At 33.2% G+C, this 16,108-nt stretch carries 15 protein-coding genes; 7 read left to right on the top strand and 8 right to left on the bottom strand.

Annotated features, from left to right (window positions below; all coding sequences use genetic code 11):
* Nucleotides 1–44 precede the first annotated feature (44 nt).
* The 4 genes from KWG70_RS02260 to gdhA form a co-directional block, all read right to left on the bottom strand.
* Nucleotides 45–2,453: a TonB-dependent receptor gene (locus tag KWG70_RS02260; RefSeq protein ID WP_230934369.1), complete on the bottom strand. Its 2,409-nt coding sequence runs from the start codon at nt 2,451–2,453 to the stop codon at nt 45–47.
* Nucleotides 2,454–2,458: 5 nt separating this feature from the next.
* Nucleotides 2,459–3,178 (bottom strand): DNA repair protein RecO, encoded by a 720-nt coding sequence (recO, locus tag KWG70_RS02265; protein ID WP_230934370.1) that lies wholly within the window; start codon nt 3,176–3,178, stop codon nt 2,459–2,461.
* Nucleotides 3,179–3,189: 11 nt separating this feature from the next.
* Entirely contained in the window at nt 3,190–5,556 is a 2,367-nt protein-coding gene (gene porZ, locus KWG70_RS02270; protein WP_230934371.1) for a type IX secretion system anionic LPS delivery protein PorZ, read from the bottom strand.
* Nucleotides 5,557–5,679: 123 nt separating this feature from the next.
* Nucleotides 5,680–7,023, bottom strand: a complete 1,344-nt coding sequence (gdhA, locus tag KWG70_RS02275; RefSeq protein WP_230934372.1) for an NADP-specific glutamate dehydrogenase — start codon at nt 7,021–7,023, stop codon at nt 5,680–5,682.
* A gap of 222 nt (nt 7,024–7,245) precedes the next feature.
* Here gdhA and KWG70_RS02280 point away from each other — a divergent pair, with 222 nt between their 5' ends.
* Nucleotides 7,246–8,061, top strand: coding sequence for a THC0290_0291 family protein (locus tag KWG70_RS02280; protein WP_230934373.1), 816 nt, complete (start codon nt 7,246–7,248; stop codon nt 8,059–8,061).
* Between the two features lie 74 nt (nt 8,062–8,135).
* On the opposite strand, the gene KWG70_RS02285 is transcribed toward KWG70_RS02280, so the two are convergent.
* Complete coding sequence (locus KWG70_RS02285) at nt 8,136–9,275, bottom strand: cystathionine gamma-synthase (protein ID WP_230934374.1); 1,140 nt, start codon at nt 9,273–9,275, stop codon at nt 8,136–8,138.
* Nucleotides 9,276–9,426: 151 nt separating this feature from the next.
* Between KWG70_RS02285 and KWG70_RS02290 the strand changes: the two genes are divergently transcribed.
* The gene (locus KWG70_RS02290; protein WP_230934375.1) at nt 9,427–10,149 is read left to right on the top strand and encodes a DUF3298 and DUF4163 domain-containing protein; all 723 of its coding nucleotides are present in this window, start codon (nt 9,427–9,429) and stop codon (nt 10,147–10,149) included.
* Here the strand turns inward: KWG70_RS02290 and KWG70_RS02295 are convergent.
* The gene (locus KWG70_RS02295; protein ID WP_230934376.1) at nt 10,146–11,393 is read right to left on the bottom strand and encodes a cation:proton antiporter; all 1,248 of its coding nucleotides are present in this window, start codon (nt 11,391–11,393) and stop codon (nt 10,146–10,148) included. The two genes, KWG70_RS02290 and KWG70_RS02295, sit on opposite strands and share 4 nt — an antisense overlap.
* A 115-nt stretch (nt 11,394–11,508) precedes the next feature.
* On the opposite strand from KWG70_RS02295, the gene KWG70_RS02300 reads away from it, so the two are divergent.
* Together KWG70_RS02300 and KWG70_RS02305 are read left to right on the top strand one after the other, a co-directional pair.
* Entirely contained in the window at nt 11,509–11,868 is a 360-nt protein-coding gene (locus KWG70_RS02300) for an arsenate reductase family protein (protein WP_230934377.1), read from the top strand.
* The gene (locus KWG70_RS02305; RefSeq protein ID WP_230934378.1) at nt 11,861–12,754 is read left to right on the top strand and encodes a DMT family transporter; all 894 of its coding nucleotides are present in this window, start codon (nt 11,861–11,863) and stop codon (nt 12,752–12,754) included. Before KWG70_RS02300 ends, KWG70_RS02305 begins: the two co-directional genes overlap by 8 nt.
* Here the strand turns inward: KWG70_RS02305 and KWG70_RS02310 are convergent.
* Nucleotides 12,746–13,222, bottom strand: a complete 477-nt coding sequence (locus KWG70_RS02310) for an acyl-CoA thioesterase (protein ID WP_230934379.1) — start codon at nt 13,220–13,222, stop codon at nt 12,746–12,748. The genes KWG70_RS02305 and KWG70_RS02310 overlap by 9 nt on opposite strands.
* Nucleotides 13,223–13,319: 97 nt before the next feature.
* Here KWG70_RS02310 and KWG70_RS02315 point away from each other — a divergent pair, with 97 nt between their 5' ends.
* From KWG70_RS02315 to nadD, 3 genes are read left to right on the top strand one after another with little or no spacing between them, the layout of a single operon-like run.
* Nucleotides 13,320–14,180, top strand: coding sequence for a YicC/YloC family endoribonuclease (locus KWG70_RS02315; RefSeq protein ID WP_230934380.1), 861 nt, complete (start codon nt 13,320–13,322; stop codon nt 14,178–14,180).
* A gap of 43 nt (nt 14,181–14,223) precedes the next feature.
* Nucleotides 14,224–14,802, top strand: a complete 579-nt coding sequence (gmk, locus tag KWG70_RS02320; RefSeq protein ID WP_394801625.1) for a guanylate kinase — start codon at nt 14,224–14,226, stop codon at nt 14,800–14,802.
* On the top strand, nt 14,799–15,377 hold the full coding sequence (gene nadD, locus KWG70_RS02325) for a nicotinate (nicotinamide) nucleotide adenylyltransferase (protein ID WP_230934382.1): 579 nt from the start codon (nt 14,799–14,801) through the stop codon (nt 15,375–15,377). Before gmk ends, nadD begins: the two co-directional genes overlap by 4 nt.
* A 2-nt stretch (nt 15,378–15,379) precedes the next feature.
* On the opposite strand, the gene KWG70_RS02330 is transcribed toward nadD, so the two are convergent.
* Nucleotides 15,380–15,931, bottom strand: a complete 552-nt coding sequence (locus tag KWG70_RS02330) for a hypothetical protein (RefSeq protein WP_230934383.1) — start codon at nt 15,929–15,931, stop codon at nt 15,380–15,382.
* Between the last annotated feature and the right edge of the window lie 177 nt (nt 15,932–16,108).

The raw sequence follows: 16,108 nt of genomic DNA on the forward strand, positions 1-16,108 counted from the left end.
ACTGAGGTTTTGGTGTATACTGAAACCTCTTTTTGTTTTTACTCCTACAAACTATAACGCAGTGATAAAATCAAGTTTCTTCCAGGAGCTGCAATACCTGAAGAATACGTTTGGTAACGTTGGTCTGTTATATTCTCTAAGGATGCAATAAATGTTGCAGTATCGGAAATTTTATATTTCGTTCTGATATTAAATGTATACCAAGATGGTGAGTAAGGGTTTCCATTTTCATCTAATGCATAAATAAAATCTTTTGATTGTTCTGATGGTGCAAATTGACTAAAGGACAACTCACTATTATACTCAGCAAATGCGTCTATTTGAAATTTCTCGTTTTGCCAAATAAAGTGTGTGTTTCCAAAATTTGGAGCAATATGTCTAACAGGTACTTCAACACCTTCATTATCCTCTGTTCCGCCAATGATATTATACTGTGATGATAATTTTAAACGTTCTGTAAGATTGACAACAATACCTGCCTCAAAACCATAGATCCATTCTTTTGATGCATTTTGAATAGCCTGTACATTACTTAATTCGCCATCATATTCAATTTGAGATGCACCATTCAATGTAAAATCTCTTCGAATCAATGCATTATCTAAAAAAGTGTAATAGGTAGCCATTTCTACAATAAACGTATCATCAACATTTAATCGAAACCCAAGTTCACCACCATAAGCATATTCTGGCCTTAAATTAGGGTTAGGCACCACAACCGAGCCTGGTTCTGAATCAAACACCTTACCTATATCATCAATATTTGGGGCTCTAAATGCAGTAGACGCATTAAATTTCCATTGCATCATTTTTGAAGGTATCCAGCTTATTCCTGCTGTTCCTGTAATTGCTCCAGCATTGAGTTTAGCTTTATCAAACGGGAGATTCAAGAATTCGTTATTTTCAGTAAAATCTGCATTAGCTGTGATATGGTTATACCTCAGGCCAGACTGAAATACGAATTTAGAGTTAGGTTTATACTTAAAACTCGCATAAGCGGCTATAGATTGCCAATTGGATCCGTTAGGATACCTTGATACCGTTGGCACACTTGTATTAGTTGTAATGTTTGTCTCAATGCCTTCAGAATTCACATTGTTGTACACATATTCTAGTCCATAGAACAATTTTGTCTTAGTGCTTAAACTTTTCTCTAAATCCACATTTAGAGAATAGGCATCTACAGCTTCTTCTCTTATATTTCTAATTTCAGATTGAAAATCTCTGTCTTGTCTACTCTCTTGAAAGTTTTGATACGCAACTGTCGCTTGAATTTTATCATAAAGATTAGAAGCACTACTCAATTTTGTCACTTGAAAGTTACCCATGAACCAACGTTGCGGTCCATAGTTCCACTCGGCAGAACGCAGGTTATCATCTCTATATCTAATTAATCGATCATATCTGGGGTAAGATGATGTTGTGGTATAATATAATCCTAAATCAAAACTTAAGTTTTCTTTCGGTTCATATCTTACTTTTTGCAAGAAATTGATCTGGTCATAGCCAGTTGGTTTTTGAACACGAGGATTTTCATTTTGAACAATAATATCTTCTCCATTAATAGTTTCAACATACTCAGGTCTTAAGTAATCATCAGGACCGTGTTTACCCATCCTTAAGTCATCAAAATCTGTATAGCTTACGCTACTCAAAAAAGCCCATTCCTTTAATCCGAAATTCAAATCTAAATGGCCTGTCTTTTCTTTATTTGCAGAAGCATATCTTAATGCTAAATTAGCATTAAAATATAGAGAATCTTTATAAGACAACTGCGGTTTTTGCGTGTAGAAGCTCATAACACCACCAATGGCGTCACTTCCATAGACTACAGATCCAGCTCCAAGTGTGATTTCAGTATTTTGAATCGTAAAAGGGTCGATAGAAATAACATTTTGAATATTACCTCCTCTAAACGTTGCATTATTCATTCGCACTCCATCAACAGTAATTAAAAGTCTATTCGTAGAAAACCCTCTTATCATTGGGCTTCCTCCTCCTAATTGACTCTTTTGTATATAGACATTACCTGTACTTTCAAGAAGATCTGCACTGGTTTGTGGGTTTTCAAATTGAATATCCTTAGCACTTATATTCACAATGGTTTGCGGTATATCGCGTTTACTTTGTTCAAATTTTGAAGCTGAAATCACCACTTGATTTAAATCTTCTATCCTTGGTGTTAAGTATATAATAAAATCTACGCCAATTTGAGATATTTTAATCGCTCTTTTCTTATATAGTATATTTTGAAAATAAACAGTCTCATTAGCCTCAAATAATTCTAAGGATGCTTTTCCATCTATGTTAGTCACAACAGACTTATCCTTTTTAAAGTTGAAAATGGCCACACCAGATATAGGTGCCTTTGTGCCTTCTTCTAAAACAGTAACGGTTTGTGCATTACCAATTAAAAATGAAAGGATAAATAAAACTGAAAGTATAGACTTCATAAATTTTAATTAAATACCTGATTGAAAATTTGTAGGGATTTTGGTTTTTTAAAACTGCCCAAATGTAATTCAAAATATAGCAAAAGCATAGCAAGAAATGATTGTCTTTGTTTTGAATTCAATTTTATACTCTCTAGTGCATCAAAATTTATGCCTAATAGCTGTTTAAGGATTGTTAAATTTTCACCTGAAATACTGTAAACATCTTCTTTTTTAGATTCAAAAAGACCATTGTTTAAATTGAAATACATTTGATTAGTATCTGTTGTATCGGGATAAAAACCTAAATGTTTTGTTAAGTTGAGTAAAAACAATAAATGGAAATTTGAAAATTCATCTTTAGTATCCAACCATCTAAATGTCGTTTCTAGATAGTCATAGAGTTGTTCGTTTTTTTCCTCTTCTCTAAGAACCGAAGCCAAAACCTCAGCTAAGAACATCACAATTGAACTCTTAAGTATGTTTGTATGTAAACTAGTAAAACTGTAATCTAATCGTAAATCTTTAATCGTCTGTAAAGATTGATTTTCTCTATAACTCTCCTCTACTTGTAATTGAGATAACAGTTGAAAATAGGCAATTTTAGATTGCCCTTTCTTAGAATTTAGAACACCTCTTAATAAATAACTAACAACGCCTCTATGTGAGGTAAAACATTTTACGATAAGATCATTGTCCCTATATTTGAGCTTAGAAAGAACAATAACTTTAGTTTTAATAAGCATTATAGGACTTGTTATCTAACAATTAAGAGTTTTAGAACTTTGGTTTCAAAAGAATCTAAATCAGAAATTAAGAGTAAGTACACACCAGAAGCAACCACATTACCTCTTAGATTTTTTCCATTCCAAATTCCAGTACCACCATCGATAGCAAAATTATAATTAGATGATCTTTGGTTCACGCGAGATTGCGCTTCAGCAACAAGGTTACCTTCTATATCGGTAATCTTTACATTCACATTTTCGGTTAATCCCGAAATCTTAATGCCTTTATTAATATCATTTAAATCATCAAAACCTAAAATATTATACTCTGGTCTTACAGGATTTGGATACACAAATGCTTCTTCAAGATCTTCTTTTGGTTTTGTACCTCCAGACGAGAATGACACTAATCCTTTAGTTGTTGCTATAAATACTTTTCCAGATTGAGGGTCAATAGATATATCTGTTATAGTATTAGAAGGCAATGGAGAATTATCTGTTGTAAATTGAAATATCGTTTCTTGACCATCTGGAGAAAAATAAAAAATACCAGAATCCAATGTTCCGACCCATTTATTATCTGAACCATCAACCTTTATGTCTGTAATAAATTGATTTGATAACAATTCGGTAGGTATTCCATTCTCTAAAATCACAATCTCATTAACTCTAGGGTCTGGGTCGTCAACAAAATTTGAGGTGTTAAATAATACTCTTAGACCTTTACTTGTTCCTATCCAAAGTTGATTTCTACTATCTAATGCCAGCGCTCTTACTTGCTCAGATGGCATGTTCTGTTCTTCAGTAGACACGTTGTTTATTTGCTGAGTATCAGTGTTATACCCAATAACACCATTAAGGAAGCTCGTAGTCCATTTCATACCTCCGCTTCCAACAACAATATCTGAAAAACCTTGTTCTCCATTTAAAGCATCTGGTAAAAGTTCGGAAAAGCTGTAACCTTGCCATTGATTTGTGGATGGATCGTACGATTTTAAAGCGCGATCTACTTTAGCGGTCACAGTCCACATAATTCCATTTCTATCAAATGTTGATCCCGCTTGACGTATACTTACAAAACTTGGAACAGGCGGAAAAATTAAGGACTCCAAACCACTATTATCTTGATTATATTTTATTGTAGGTACTTCATCATTAATTTCTACGATACCGTCTTGAAATGAGCTAATAAAAACTTGACTTGGATTAAACGGATTTATAGCAATATCACATAGGTTTCTCGCATTAAATAAACTATCATAAGGAATATTATTCCAAGATTCTTCTCTAAAGACACTAACTCCTCTTTGCCTAAAAGGACTAGGGTTAAAAGACCTATTATAATCACCATAAGTCACCCATAACACACCATCACCTGCTTGTATTTTAAAGGCATCATTTCTTAAAGGACCTTCCGGTAAGATAATATCATACTCATCAGGAGTATCCTGAATTGTTTTTAGAACACCTAAGCCAATAGTACCAATATAAATATTATTTTCTGAAATTGTAGCAGATGTAAAATCAGTATCAAAATTTTCATTTGTGGATGCGCTCTGTACTTCTAAAAAGTTTTCATCATAAACAAAAACTGTTTCCTGAAGGGCTACGACTAAATTATCACCGACTGTTCTAACATCTACAGGTAATGTTGGATATACAAGTAATAGATTTAAATTATCATTTACAATTTCATATATGGAATTATTGAATCTTACTGCATATAACTTACTTCCTACCTGTTGAATAGCTGCAAAATCACCAAAAGAAACGGTTGTCCACTGTTGAAAATCAATCAAGTTTGGATTGGAAAGCGATGCCTTTTTTATAGCATTACTTGAACTACATGCTGCATATATAAAACCATTAGAAATGGTGGTTTGATTAACAACTATTTGACTACCTCCATTACCTAAAAAATAAGTATCTCCAAACTGCAATTGCTCTAAATCATAAACTGAAACTCCGAAATCTGTAGAAATATAGAGGAGTCCATTGTCTTCATTAAAATGGTTAATCCTTTTAAGTGTGGGAGAAATAGATTCTTTTTCTAGGATATCGACAACAGACAATATTTCAGAATCTGAATCAAAAATGATTTCCATTAATCCTGTTTCGTAACCAACAATTAACACATTAAAATTATCACTATACCTTATAGTAGATATTGTTTCTCCAGATAAACCATTAATTGTGGTTATTGTTTCTATTTCATTGGTAAATATATCATAACTAAATATAGCGTTCTCTGAAGCTGCATAAATTTTGTCACTGCTTTGAGTGACATCCTTTATATCAAAAAAAGAGAAATACCCTTCCCAAAGCGTTGAAAAATCTTGAGAATTACTTTCAAAAGAAATTAAAACTAAAAGGATACATATTATTCTTTTAAACATACCAATTGTTTTTGTCAAATATATTTATATCTAACGACATTTTATCAAATATCATATAACCTTAGTAAATAAAAAAAGCTTTCGGAGTTATCTGAAAGCTTTTTTATTTATTTATGATGCAGATTATACAACACCTTGAGCAAGCATCGCATCGGCAATTTTCACAAAACCAGCAACATTGGCTCCTTTTACATAATCAACATAACCGTCTGCTCTTGTCCCGTATTCAACACAAGACTCATGAATATCATCCATAATTTTATTAAGCTTTTCATCAACTTCCTCTCTGGTCCAGCTTAATCTTAATGAGTTTTGACTCATTTCCAATCCAGAAGTAGCTACACCTCCAGCATTAGATGCTTTTCCTGGTGAAAACAATACTTTAGCATTTTGAAACGCTTCAATAGCTTCTGGTGTTGTTGGCATGTTAGCTCCTTCTGCAACAGCTATAACATTATTAGCTATTAATAATTTAGCTTCGTCTTCATTAAGTTCATTTTGAGTTGCACAAGGTAATGCAATATCACAGTTAACAGACCATGGTCTTTCTCCTTTATGGAATGTTGCCATAGGATATGTATCAACATATTCACTTATTCTACCTCGTTTCACATTCTTAAGATTCATTACAAAAGCTAATTTATCGGCATCAATACCGTCGGCATCATGGATATATCCAGAAGAATCAGATAATGTCACTACTTTAGCTCCTAATTGTGTCGCTTTCTCACAGGCATATTGCGCTACGTTACCAGAACCAGAAATCACCACTGATTTTCCTTCAAAAGAATCGCCATTGGTCGCTAACATATTTTTGGCAAAGTATACACAACCATACCCTGTCGCTTCTGGCCTAATTAATGAACCACCATAGCTAATCCCTTTTCCTGTTAAAACACCAGTAAATTCATTTTGTAATCGCTTATACTGACCAAACATATATCCTATTTCACGTCCGCCAACACCTATATCTCCAGCAGGAACATCAGTATTAGGGCCAATATGTCTAAATAATTCGGTCATGAATGATTGACAAAAGCGCATCACTTCATTATCACTCTTCCCTTTTGGATTAAAATCAGAACCTCCTTTTCCACCACCCATTGGCAATGTTGTTAAAGAGTTTTTAAATACTTGTTCAAATCCTAAAAACTTAAGAATACTTAAGTTAACAGATGGATGAAAACGTAAACCTCCCTTATATGGACCAATTGCAGAGTTAAACTCTACTCTAAACCCTCTATTTACTTGAGTGTTACCTTGGTCGTCAATCCATGGTACTCTAAAAATAATAGTACGTTCAGGTTCAACCATACGTTCCAATAACATTTTGCCTTGGTACTTAGGGTTCTCCTCTATAAAAGGGATTACAGTTTCTGCAACTTCATGTACAGCTTGTAAAAACTCAGTTTCGTGACTGTTCTTATCTTTTACAAGATTTAAAAAAGCGTCAATTTTTTCTTTCATTTATTACAGTATTAATAATGTATGTAAATTTTTATAGCACAAAGATACATTATCTTTAAAATGTACCTCTATTTTTTTTCATATTCTCAATGTCAGATTATTTCGATGCTAATTTAATATTATGCAATTGTTCGGATATTTTTACATTTCGTCTAATTTTTTGGTAGTTCATCTAGTTTTTATATATTTGTTTGCGAACAAGCCCTCAATAAAATGAAACCTATGACGTTTAATTTTAAACAATTAACATACCTATTCGTATTTATACTTGGTATAAACGAATGTTATTCTCAGCTTGGTTTTTCTCATGAAATTGGTGTCATAGCTGGACCTGTAGCCTTTCAGTCTGACTTTGGTGTTAGACGAGATTTTGAAACAAATGCAGGTAATACTGGTATTGGAATTGGTATAGTACACTACATAAACTTTGCTTATAGGGCTGATTGTAACTGTTATACAACAGATACATTTTTTAATGATCATTTTAAATTACGAAACGAAATTTCCTGGAATAAGACAAATTTAGACCATTTTGGTAAATGGGCTGATCCTTCTAGAACAAGCGAAAACGCTGAACGTTTAAGACGACACTCTGGTGTGGCACAGAATTTTGATATTGGTACACAAATTGAATTTTTTCCAAAAAGTATTCGTTCATTCCAAGCTTTTAGTTATTCATTTGCACCATTCATAAGTTTAGGTGTGCATTTTACCTCTTATAACCCAGAAGTATCTACCACGTATGGTAACATGAATATCAATGACCCGACTAATTTCTGGATACCTTGGGGAGAAGCTGCTGTTCCAAACGTAAATGAAGATCCATTTCTATTTGATGGCAACGATACAACTTGGTCTGTTGTAGGAAGTATTGGAACACGTTATAAATTAACTGTACTTTCAGATTTAATGGTCGATTTAAGATGGCAGTATTACTTTAATGATAAAGTAGATGGCTTAGATCACAACTTAAAATCCAATAAAGCTAACGACTGGCTAGTTTGGTTAAACTTTGGGTATATTTATTACCTCGATTGAAAAAGGAAAATTTTAAACATAAAAAAGACCAAGTTAATGCTTGGTCTTTTTATTTTATATCTGTTTTTGGCTGTTTACCCAATGGCTTGTTCTAGGTCTGCAATTAAATCATCTTCGTCTTCTATACCAACGCTTAATCTAATTAATGAATCAACAACACCAGTTTTTTCTCTTTCTTCTTTTGGAATACTCGCATGCGTCATACTTGCAGGATGACCAGCCAAAGACTCGACACCACCTAATGATTCGGCCAAAGTGAAGATCTTAAGATTCTCGACAATCTTAATTGCTTCTTCATAGTTGTTTCCCTTCGTTGTAAAAGATACCATACCTCCAAAATCATCCATTTGTGCTTTCGCTATGTCATGATTAGGATGACTTTCAAAACCTGGCCAATATACGGTTTCAATTTTTGGATGATTGGCTAAATACTCGGCAACGGCTTTGCCATTTTCACAATGACGCTGCATTCTTATGTGTAGTGTTTTGATACCTCTTAAGGCTAAAAAACTGTCTTGAGGTCCACATACTGCTCCACTAGCATTTTGAATAAAATACAAACGATCTGCTAAATCTTTATCTTTAACGATTAAAGCTCCCATAACCAAATCGCTATGTCCGCCTAAGTATTTTGTAGCAGAATGCATCACAATATCTGCACCTAAGTCCAGAGGTCGTTGTAAATAAGGCGTCGCAAATGTATTATCAACAGCTAAAAGGATGTTATGTTTTTTTGATATCGCGGCAGTAGCTTTGATATCAATAATATTCATCATTGGATTAGTAGGAGTTTCTACCCAAATCAATTTGGTATTCTCATTCACATAACTTTCAATATGTGACGCATTTTCCATACCTATAAAGTGAAACTTAATACCTAAGCCTTCAAATATTTTGGTAAACAAACGATACGTCCCACCATATAAGTCATTTGTAGAAATCACCTCATCACCAGGTTGTAATAATTTTAAAACGGCATCAATTGCAGCTAATCCAGAGCCAAAAGCTAGACCATGATTGCCATTTTCGATACTTGCAAAAGCATTCTCTAAAGCATTTCTGGTTGGATTGTGTGTTCTTGAATACTCATAACCTTTGTGCCCTCCAGGAGTGGATTGCGCATACGTTGATGTTTGATAAATTGGTGGCATTACACTTCCATAAGCTGGATCATGTTCTTGCCCTCCATGTATTGTTTTTGTGTTAAATTTCATTTGTATTATTTCAGTTTTTAAAATTGCTCAGTCGTAAACTAAGCAAAATCATTTCAAGGTATTGTTAGGATGCAACAAATTTAAGGTTTAATTCGTTCTATTCAAATCTATATAATACCTTTATTGTACGTTTAACAGAAACTATTAAATTTTGAAAAAAGCAAGCCTCCTCATCATTATCTTAACCTTAGTATATTCTTGTAACAAAGAGGTTACAATTGACTTTGTTGAACAGCAAATCGAAACCTCCCAATCGGCCGAAATATCTATAGTTTATCCTAAAGCTGAAGGCACAGATGACATTGCAAACCGCATTAATACATCTATTCAAAATTATATTGTTAAACAAATTAATTTTTCAGAAGATTCTCAAACAAAAGGTTCTATTGATGATGCTGTAGCAAAATTTAATTACGAGTTCACTAGTTTTAAAAATGAGTTTCCAAATGACGCACAACAATGGGAAGCGTTTATCGATGGGGAAGTTACGTATCGCTCACCAGAAATTATAAGTATAGCCATTAACTCATATTTAGACACTGGTGGCGCTCACGGAAATACCACTGTTCGCTTTTTTAATTTTGATCCACAAACTGGAAAATTACTCACAAAAAAAGAACTCATTTCAAATACCGAAAAACTTTCTAAACTAATTGAACATACGTTGATTAATGAAGTTAAATTAAAATCTGATAATGAACCTGTCGAAGATCTATTCTTCGGAAAAGACTTTCAGCTACCAGAGTCTCTAGGTTACAGTGAAGAGGGTTTAATCATACTATACAACCCTTATGAAATAGCATCCTATGCGCAAGGGATTATTGAATTTACTATTCCTTTCGAAGAGGTGAATTCTTTCTTAAACCGAAGCTAATCTTTGTTTTTTGACAAGCGTTTGATTACTGGTTCTACTGTAAGTCCTTGCCCAATTATTGAGAATACAACAATAATATAGGTAACCACTAAAAACAAATCGCGATGCATATCTTGAGTTAAGCTCAAAGCCAACGCAATTGAGATACCACCTCGTAATCCTCCCCATGTCATAATTAAGTTCGTATGCTTCACAAATTCTAATTTCTTATGGAAGAACTTGATTGGCAACCATAAAGAAACATATCTACTTAACAATACTAATGGTACGGCTATTAAACCAGCTAAAACATAATCAAAACTAAAGCTAAGTACTAATATTTCCATACCTATCATTACAAAAAGAACCGTATTCAAAAGCACATCGATTAATTCCCAAAATTTATCAACGTACATTTCGGTGATTTCAGACATAGCCGATTGTCGTACTGTATCATTTCCAACAATTAAGCCCGCAGTAACCATTGCTAATGGAGCAGATAAGTGCCAGTGATGCGCCAATAGACTTCCTCCCATAACTGTTGCAATAGTAATAATAACTTCTACTTCATAATCATCTATAGACTTTAATAGTTTATAGGTTATGTATCCTAAAATAAGGCCGAGCACTATACCTCCAATGACTTCTTGGCCAAATAGTTTTGCTATTTCTCCCACTTGAATTGCTGCTTCAGGTTTTGCCGCAATTGCAAAAATTGTTAGAAAAACAACTACACCTACACCATCGTTAAATAAAGATTCTCCTACAATTTTAGTTTCCAATTTTTTTGGTGCTCCAGCTTTCTTAAGAATACCTAAAACTGCAATAGGGTCTGTTGGCGAAATTAAGGCTCCAAATAACAAGCAATAGATAAATGCAACATCAATTCCTATAAAATGAAGTAAGTAAAACGTTAAAACACCTACTAAGAAGGTAGATACCAAGACACCTAAAGTTGCAAAGACCAAAACCGGCCATCTTTGCACTTTAAGTTGATTAAAATTAGTGTGTAAAGCTCCAGCGAACAAAAGAAAACTCAACATGATATCCAGTAAAACTGTTTTGAAGTCAATTTGAGAAATGAGCTCTTTTTCACGTAATAATAAGGTGTCATCAAACTGTCCTATAGCAATTATAATCACTGTAAATACAATAGTGATCAACATCAAACCAATAGTTATTGGCAGCTTTAAAAACTTAACATTTATATAACCGAAAAGAGCCGATAATACTATTAAAACTGATGCTATTCCATAATAATCCATAGGTAACTAAATTTTCGATAAAAGTAACTATTTTTCTTTTGAAATCAGTTTACTTTGCAAAGCACATCGATAACCAAACATCTTGGTAATTATCAAGGTTTTAAAAAAGACTTTTATGAAAAAAATATACTACTTGAAAACCTGTAGCACATGCGTAAGAATTATTAAATCTTTGGATTTACCTGATGATGTTATATTTCAAGACATAAAGACGGAAGACATTACTGTAAAGCAAATTGAAGCACTTGAAAAATTAGCTGGTAGTTATGAAGCTTTATTTAGTAAACGCGCAAAACTCTATAAAGAAATGGGCTTGAAAGATCAAAATCTCACCGAAAAAGATTACAAGCACTACATTTTAGATCATTATACTTTTTTAAGCAGACCCGTTATTGTGTACAACGACCAAATATTTATTGGTAATAGTGCTAAAACTGTAGATGCCGCCAAAGCCTATATTCACGCAAATGAATAGCAGAAGGTATGCAATACTTGCTTTATTTATGGTACAACTGCTATATGGGTTGAACTACACTTTTGCCAAAATTGTTATCAATGAGAATTTTGTAAAACCTTTTGCATTTGTAGTTTTAAGAGTTGGTGGAGCCACTCTGTTGTTTTGGCTTACAGGGTTATTTTTAAAGCGAGAAAAAATTGATAAAAAAGATTACTTTACATTTTTCTTAGGTGCAGTGTTTGGTGTGGCCATAAATATGTTGTTGTTTTTGAAAGGATTAGAGTTAACAACACCTATTCATGCTTCAGTTATTGTAACCATAACACCTATAATCATCTTAGTCCTTTCTTCATTTTTCTTATCTGAAAAAATAACCAAGCTTAAGATCTTAGGTGTTATATTAGGGTTTTGTGGAGGTGTTCTATTAACTCTATTGGGTAAATCTACTCGTATTGGTGATAATGTGCCTTTAGGCAACTTATTCATCTTTATTAATGCCATATCTTATAGCATATATATAATTATTATTAAAAAATTGACATCCAAGTACCATCCATTTACACTCATAAAATGGTTGTTCTTATTTGGATTAGTATTGGTCTTACCTTTTGGATATACTGAAACTACAGAAATTAGATGGGAAACCTTTACACCTTATGTATGGCTTTCGGTACTATTTGTAGTTGTTGGTGCTACTTTTGCAACTTATGTGTTAAATCCGTTCGCATTACGATCGTTAAAAGCGTCTACAGTAGGTGTTTTTATTTATTTACAACCAGTAATAGCAGGAATATTTGCTATAGTTATGGGTGTAGATGTAATAAGCCCTGTAAAACTCATTGCCATGCTTTTAATCTTCTCTGGAGTTTACTTGGTGACCAAAAAGCCAAAACTATCAGCTTAGGTTTTTAGGCACTTTTCCGCTTGATCTGGTATCTGCTTTAGTTAGCACTTTAAAGTTTTCCGACTTTGGAAATTGCTTCATCAACGCTTTTAATGATTCTGGAAGAACGGTCAAACTTCTAGCCTTTAAATCTATCCATGCCCCTAAAATATCACAGGTTGCTAAATGCTTCCCTTTTTCATTATAAAAATTGTGCTCAAATTTAAACAACATACCATCATCGCTCAATCCAGAAACTGCCAATGTTACTGTTATAGTTTGACCTAAAAATGATTCTTTGAAATAATAAATTTGTTCAGAAAACACCACTGGTCCTATACCATGTGCTATTAATTCTCTCATAGAAAATCCATGTTCATTTAAAAAGCCAACTCGTGTATGACTCATAAAATTCACGTATGCTGAGTTTGCTAAATGACTATTAGCATCAACATCACTCCAACGTATTTCAAAATCTTTCTTATACATATTTCTATTTTGAAGCTGCAAAGTTATTGTTTTTTATAATCAACTTAAACTGACATTGCGATTTTCCTTACCTTTGCTCAACTTTTAAAATTTGTTCATGATACAATCAATGACAGGCTATGGGAAATCTGTATTACAGCTCCCAACCAAAAAAATATCTATTGAAATAAAGTCGCTCAACAGTAAAAACTTGGATCTAAATGCACGTATGCCTTCCATGTATCGTGAAAAAGAGCTAAGTATAAGAAAACTTATTGCTTCTAAATTGGTAAGAGGTAAGGTCGATTTTTCGCTATATATGGAAATTACTGGTGAAGAAACGTCTACTCAAATTAATCAAACGGTTGTTAAACAGTATATAAAGCAATTAAAAGATGTTATCAATACAGGTGAGGACACCGAGTATTTAAAAATGGCTATTCGTTTACCAGATGCTGTGACTACTGAACGTGACGAAATTGATGAAGATGAATGGAAGCAAATTGCTGAAGCTATTGATAATAGTCTTGACAAAATATATACATACAGATTGGATGAAGGTAAAAGTCTTGAAGCAGATTTTCTCGCTCGCGTGAAAAATATTTCAGGATTGCTCGACGATGTGATTGCTATGGATCCAGATCGTATTGAAGGTGTAAGAGAACGTTTAACAAAAGGGATTTCTGAAATAAAAGAAAAAGTTGATGAAAATCGTTTTGAACAAGAACTAGTTTATTACATTGAAAAATTCGATATCACCGAAGAAAAAGTACGTTTAAGTAACCACCTAGATTATTTTCAAAAAGCTTTAAAATCTGACGACTCTAACGGAAAAAAGCTTGGTTTTATTTCTCAGGAAATGGGACGAGAAATCAATACTATAGGTTCTAAATCAAATTATGCACCAATGCAAAAACTGGTGGTACAAATGAAAGATGAACTTGAAAAAATTAAGGAACAATTATTGAACGTTCTTTAAAAAAGCAACATTCTAAATCTTATTTGTGAAAGACAAAAAATCCATAAAAAAAGGAAAGTTAATTGTGTTTTCGGCTCCTTCAGGTTCTGGAAAAACAACAATAGTGAGGCACTTACTAAAACAAGAAGAACTCAATTTAGAGTTTTCAATTTCTGCGACTTCAAGAGAAAAACGCGGAAAAGAAATTCATGCTAAAGATTACTACTTTTTGAGTTTAAAAGAGTTTAAAAATAAAATCAAGGCTGATGAGTTTTTAGAGTGGGAAGAAGTTTATAGAGATAATTTCTACGGAACTTTAAAAACAGAAGTTGAACGTATTTGGGCTAAGGGTAAGCATGTAATTTTTGATATTGATGTATCTGGTGGTCTACGTATAAAAAAGAAATTTCCTGAAGAAACATTGGCAATTTTTGTAAAACCTCCAGACTTGAATGAGCTTATCATAAGGCTTAAAGAACGTGGTGAGGAAAGTGAAGCAAAAATTAGCATGCGTGTTGCCAAAGCTCCAGCAGAGTTGGCTACTGCACCATTATTTGATGAGATCGTTCTTAATAAAGATTTAGATAAGGCGCTTGAAAACGCCTATGATTTAGTGTCAAACTTTATCAATGAAAAGTCATGAAGGTAGGCTTGTATTTTGGGACCTTTAACCCAATTCATGTTGGTCATTTAACTATTGCAAATCATTTAGCAGAATATAGTGATTTGGATAAAATTTGGTTTGTAGTAACACCTCATAGTCCTTTTAAAAAGAAAAGTTCATTACTCGACAATCGTCAACGCTATGAAATGGTATATCGCGCTACAGAAGATTATGTGAAATTAGAGCCTAGTGATATTGAATTTAATCTACCACAGCCTAATTACACCATTAATACGCTAACGCATCTTCAAGAGAAATATCCGAAATATGAATTTGCTTTAATTATGGGAGAAGATAACTTGAAGAGTTTTCATAAGTGGAAAAATTATGATCTCATTTTAGAAAATCATAACATATATATTTATCCGAGAATTTCTGAAGGAGCTGTAGATATGCAATTTGATGATCATAAAAAGATCCATAAAGTCAATGCACCTATAATGGAGTTGTCTTCTACCTTTATTAGAAAATCTATAAAGGAAGGGAAAAACGTTCGTCCTATGCTACCCGAACATGTATGGGAGTATTTAGATGAAATGAATTTTTATAAATAAATCTAAAAAGGTGTGTTATTTCCATCGTCCTCCTCACATTCTGATAATGTAGCCTCAACAAACATTGCCCAACCATTACCATCAAATTGAGAACCTTCTGCCCAAGCTGTTTCTCCTCCAGTAGGTCCTTCAACCTCAGCGTGTGCAGCAAAGCAATAATTATCATCTAATCCATCTAAGCTGATGACATAAACCACTTCATATGGTCCAGAAGAAAAAGGTTCAGTATACTCGAATTGTCCAACCTGAGGATTTCCAGATCCTGTAAGAGGCGCCCAATCGTCATCGCAATTACCAATACTTAAATGAGTGGTGCCAATTACCCATTCACCATTACTTGTATAAGTGATAATTAAATTATCATCTTCTATATCTACAGTTACTGATCCCGCTTCATGGTGCTGACCAGCAATTAAGGTAGTTGAAAAACAAGGCTCGTTTAAATTTGCAGTTAATGAATCCACGTCCAACTGCTCATCATTAATTTGACTCTCTGTACAGCCAAAAAATGCACATAAAACAATAATATACTTAAGTAGGTTAATTTGCTTCATTTTAAAAAATATTTGGGGTTGTTAAGCATATGAAATTACGAAAAAGTCGTCTAATAATTATTTTTTTAGACAAAAAACATAAAATGTTAACAATTAAATGTTTTTTCTCACAAATAATATCGTTTTGTCAGAATACTTAAATATAAAATTCCCTCTTTTTTTCAAACGCATACAATA

This window comes from Psychroserpens luteolus, from assembly GCF_021032705.1.
Lineage (GTDB): Bacteria > Bacteroidota > Bacteroidia > Flavobacteriales > Flavobacteriaceae > Psychroserpens > Psychroserpens luteolus.

Bases quoted from the DNA above. Each gene is read 5' to 3' on its own strand.
- KWG70_RS02285 (WP_230934374.1), bottom strand. From the start codon at position 9,275: ATGAAATTTAACACAAAAACAATACATGGAGGGCAAGAACATGATCCA.
- recO (WP_230934370.1), bottom strand. From the start codon at position 3,178: ATGCTTATTAAAACTAAAGTTATTGTTCTTTCTAAGCTCAAATATAGG.
- KWG70_RS02295 (WP_230934376.1), bottom strand. From the start codon at position 11,393: ATGGATTATTATGGAATAGCATCAGTTTTAATAGTATTATCGGCTCTT.
- KWG70_RS02310 (WP_230934379.1), bottom strand. From the start codon at position 13,222: ATGTATAAGAAAGATTTTGAAATACGTTGGAGTGATGTTGATGCTAAT.
- KWG70_RS02330 (WP_230934383.1), bottom strand. From the start codon at position 15,931: ATGAAGCAAATTAACCTACTTAAGTATATTATTGTTTTATGTGCATTT.
- KWG70_RS02280 (WP_230934373.1), top strand. From the start codon at position 7,246: ATGACGTTTAATTTTAAACAATTAACATACCTATTCGTATTTATACTT.
- KWG70_RS02305 (WP_230934378.1), top strand. From the start codon at position 11,861: ATGAATAGCAGAAGGTATGCAATACTTGCTTTATTTATGGTACAACTG.
- porZ (WP_230934371.1), bottom strand. From the start codon at position 5,556: ATGTTTAAAAGAATAATATGTATCCTTTTAGTTTTAATTTCTTTTGAA.
- nadD (WP_230934382.1), top strand. From the start codon at position 14,799: ATGAAGGTAGGCTTGTATTTTGGGACCTTTAACCCAATTCATGTTGGT.
- KWG70_RS02315 (WP_230934380.1), top strand. From the start codon at position 13,320: ATGATACAATCAATGACAGGCTATGGGAAATCTGTATTACAGCTCCCA.
- KWG70_RS02260 (WP_230934369.1), bottom strand. From the start codon at position 2,453: ATGAAGTCTATACTTTCAGTTTTATTTATCCTTTCATTTTTAATTGGT.
- KWG70_RS02300 (WP_230934377.1), top strand. From the start codon at position 11,509: ATGAAAAAAATATACTACTTGAAAACCTGTAGCACATGCGTAAGAATT.
- gdhA (WP_230934372.1), bottom strand. From the start codon at position 7,023: ATGAAAGAAAAAATTGACGCTTTTTTAAATCTTGTAAAAGATAAGAAC.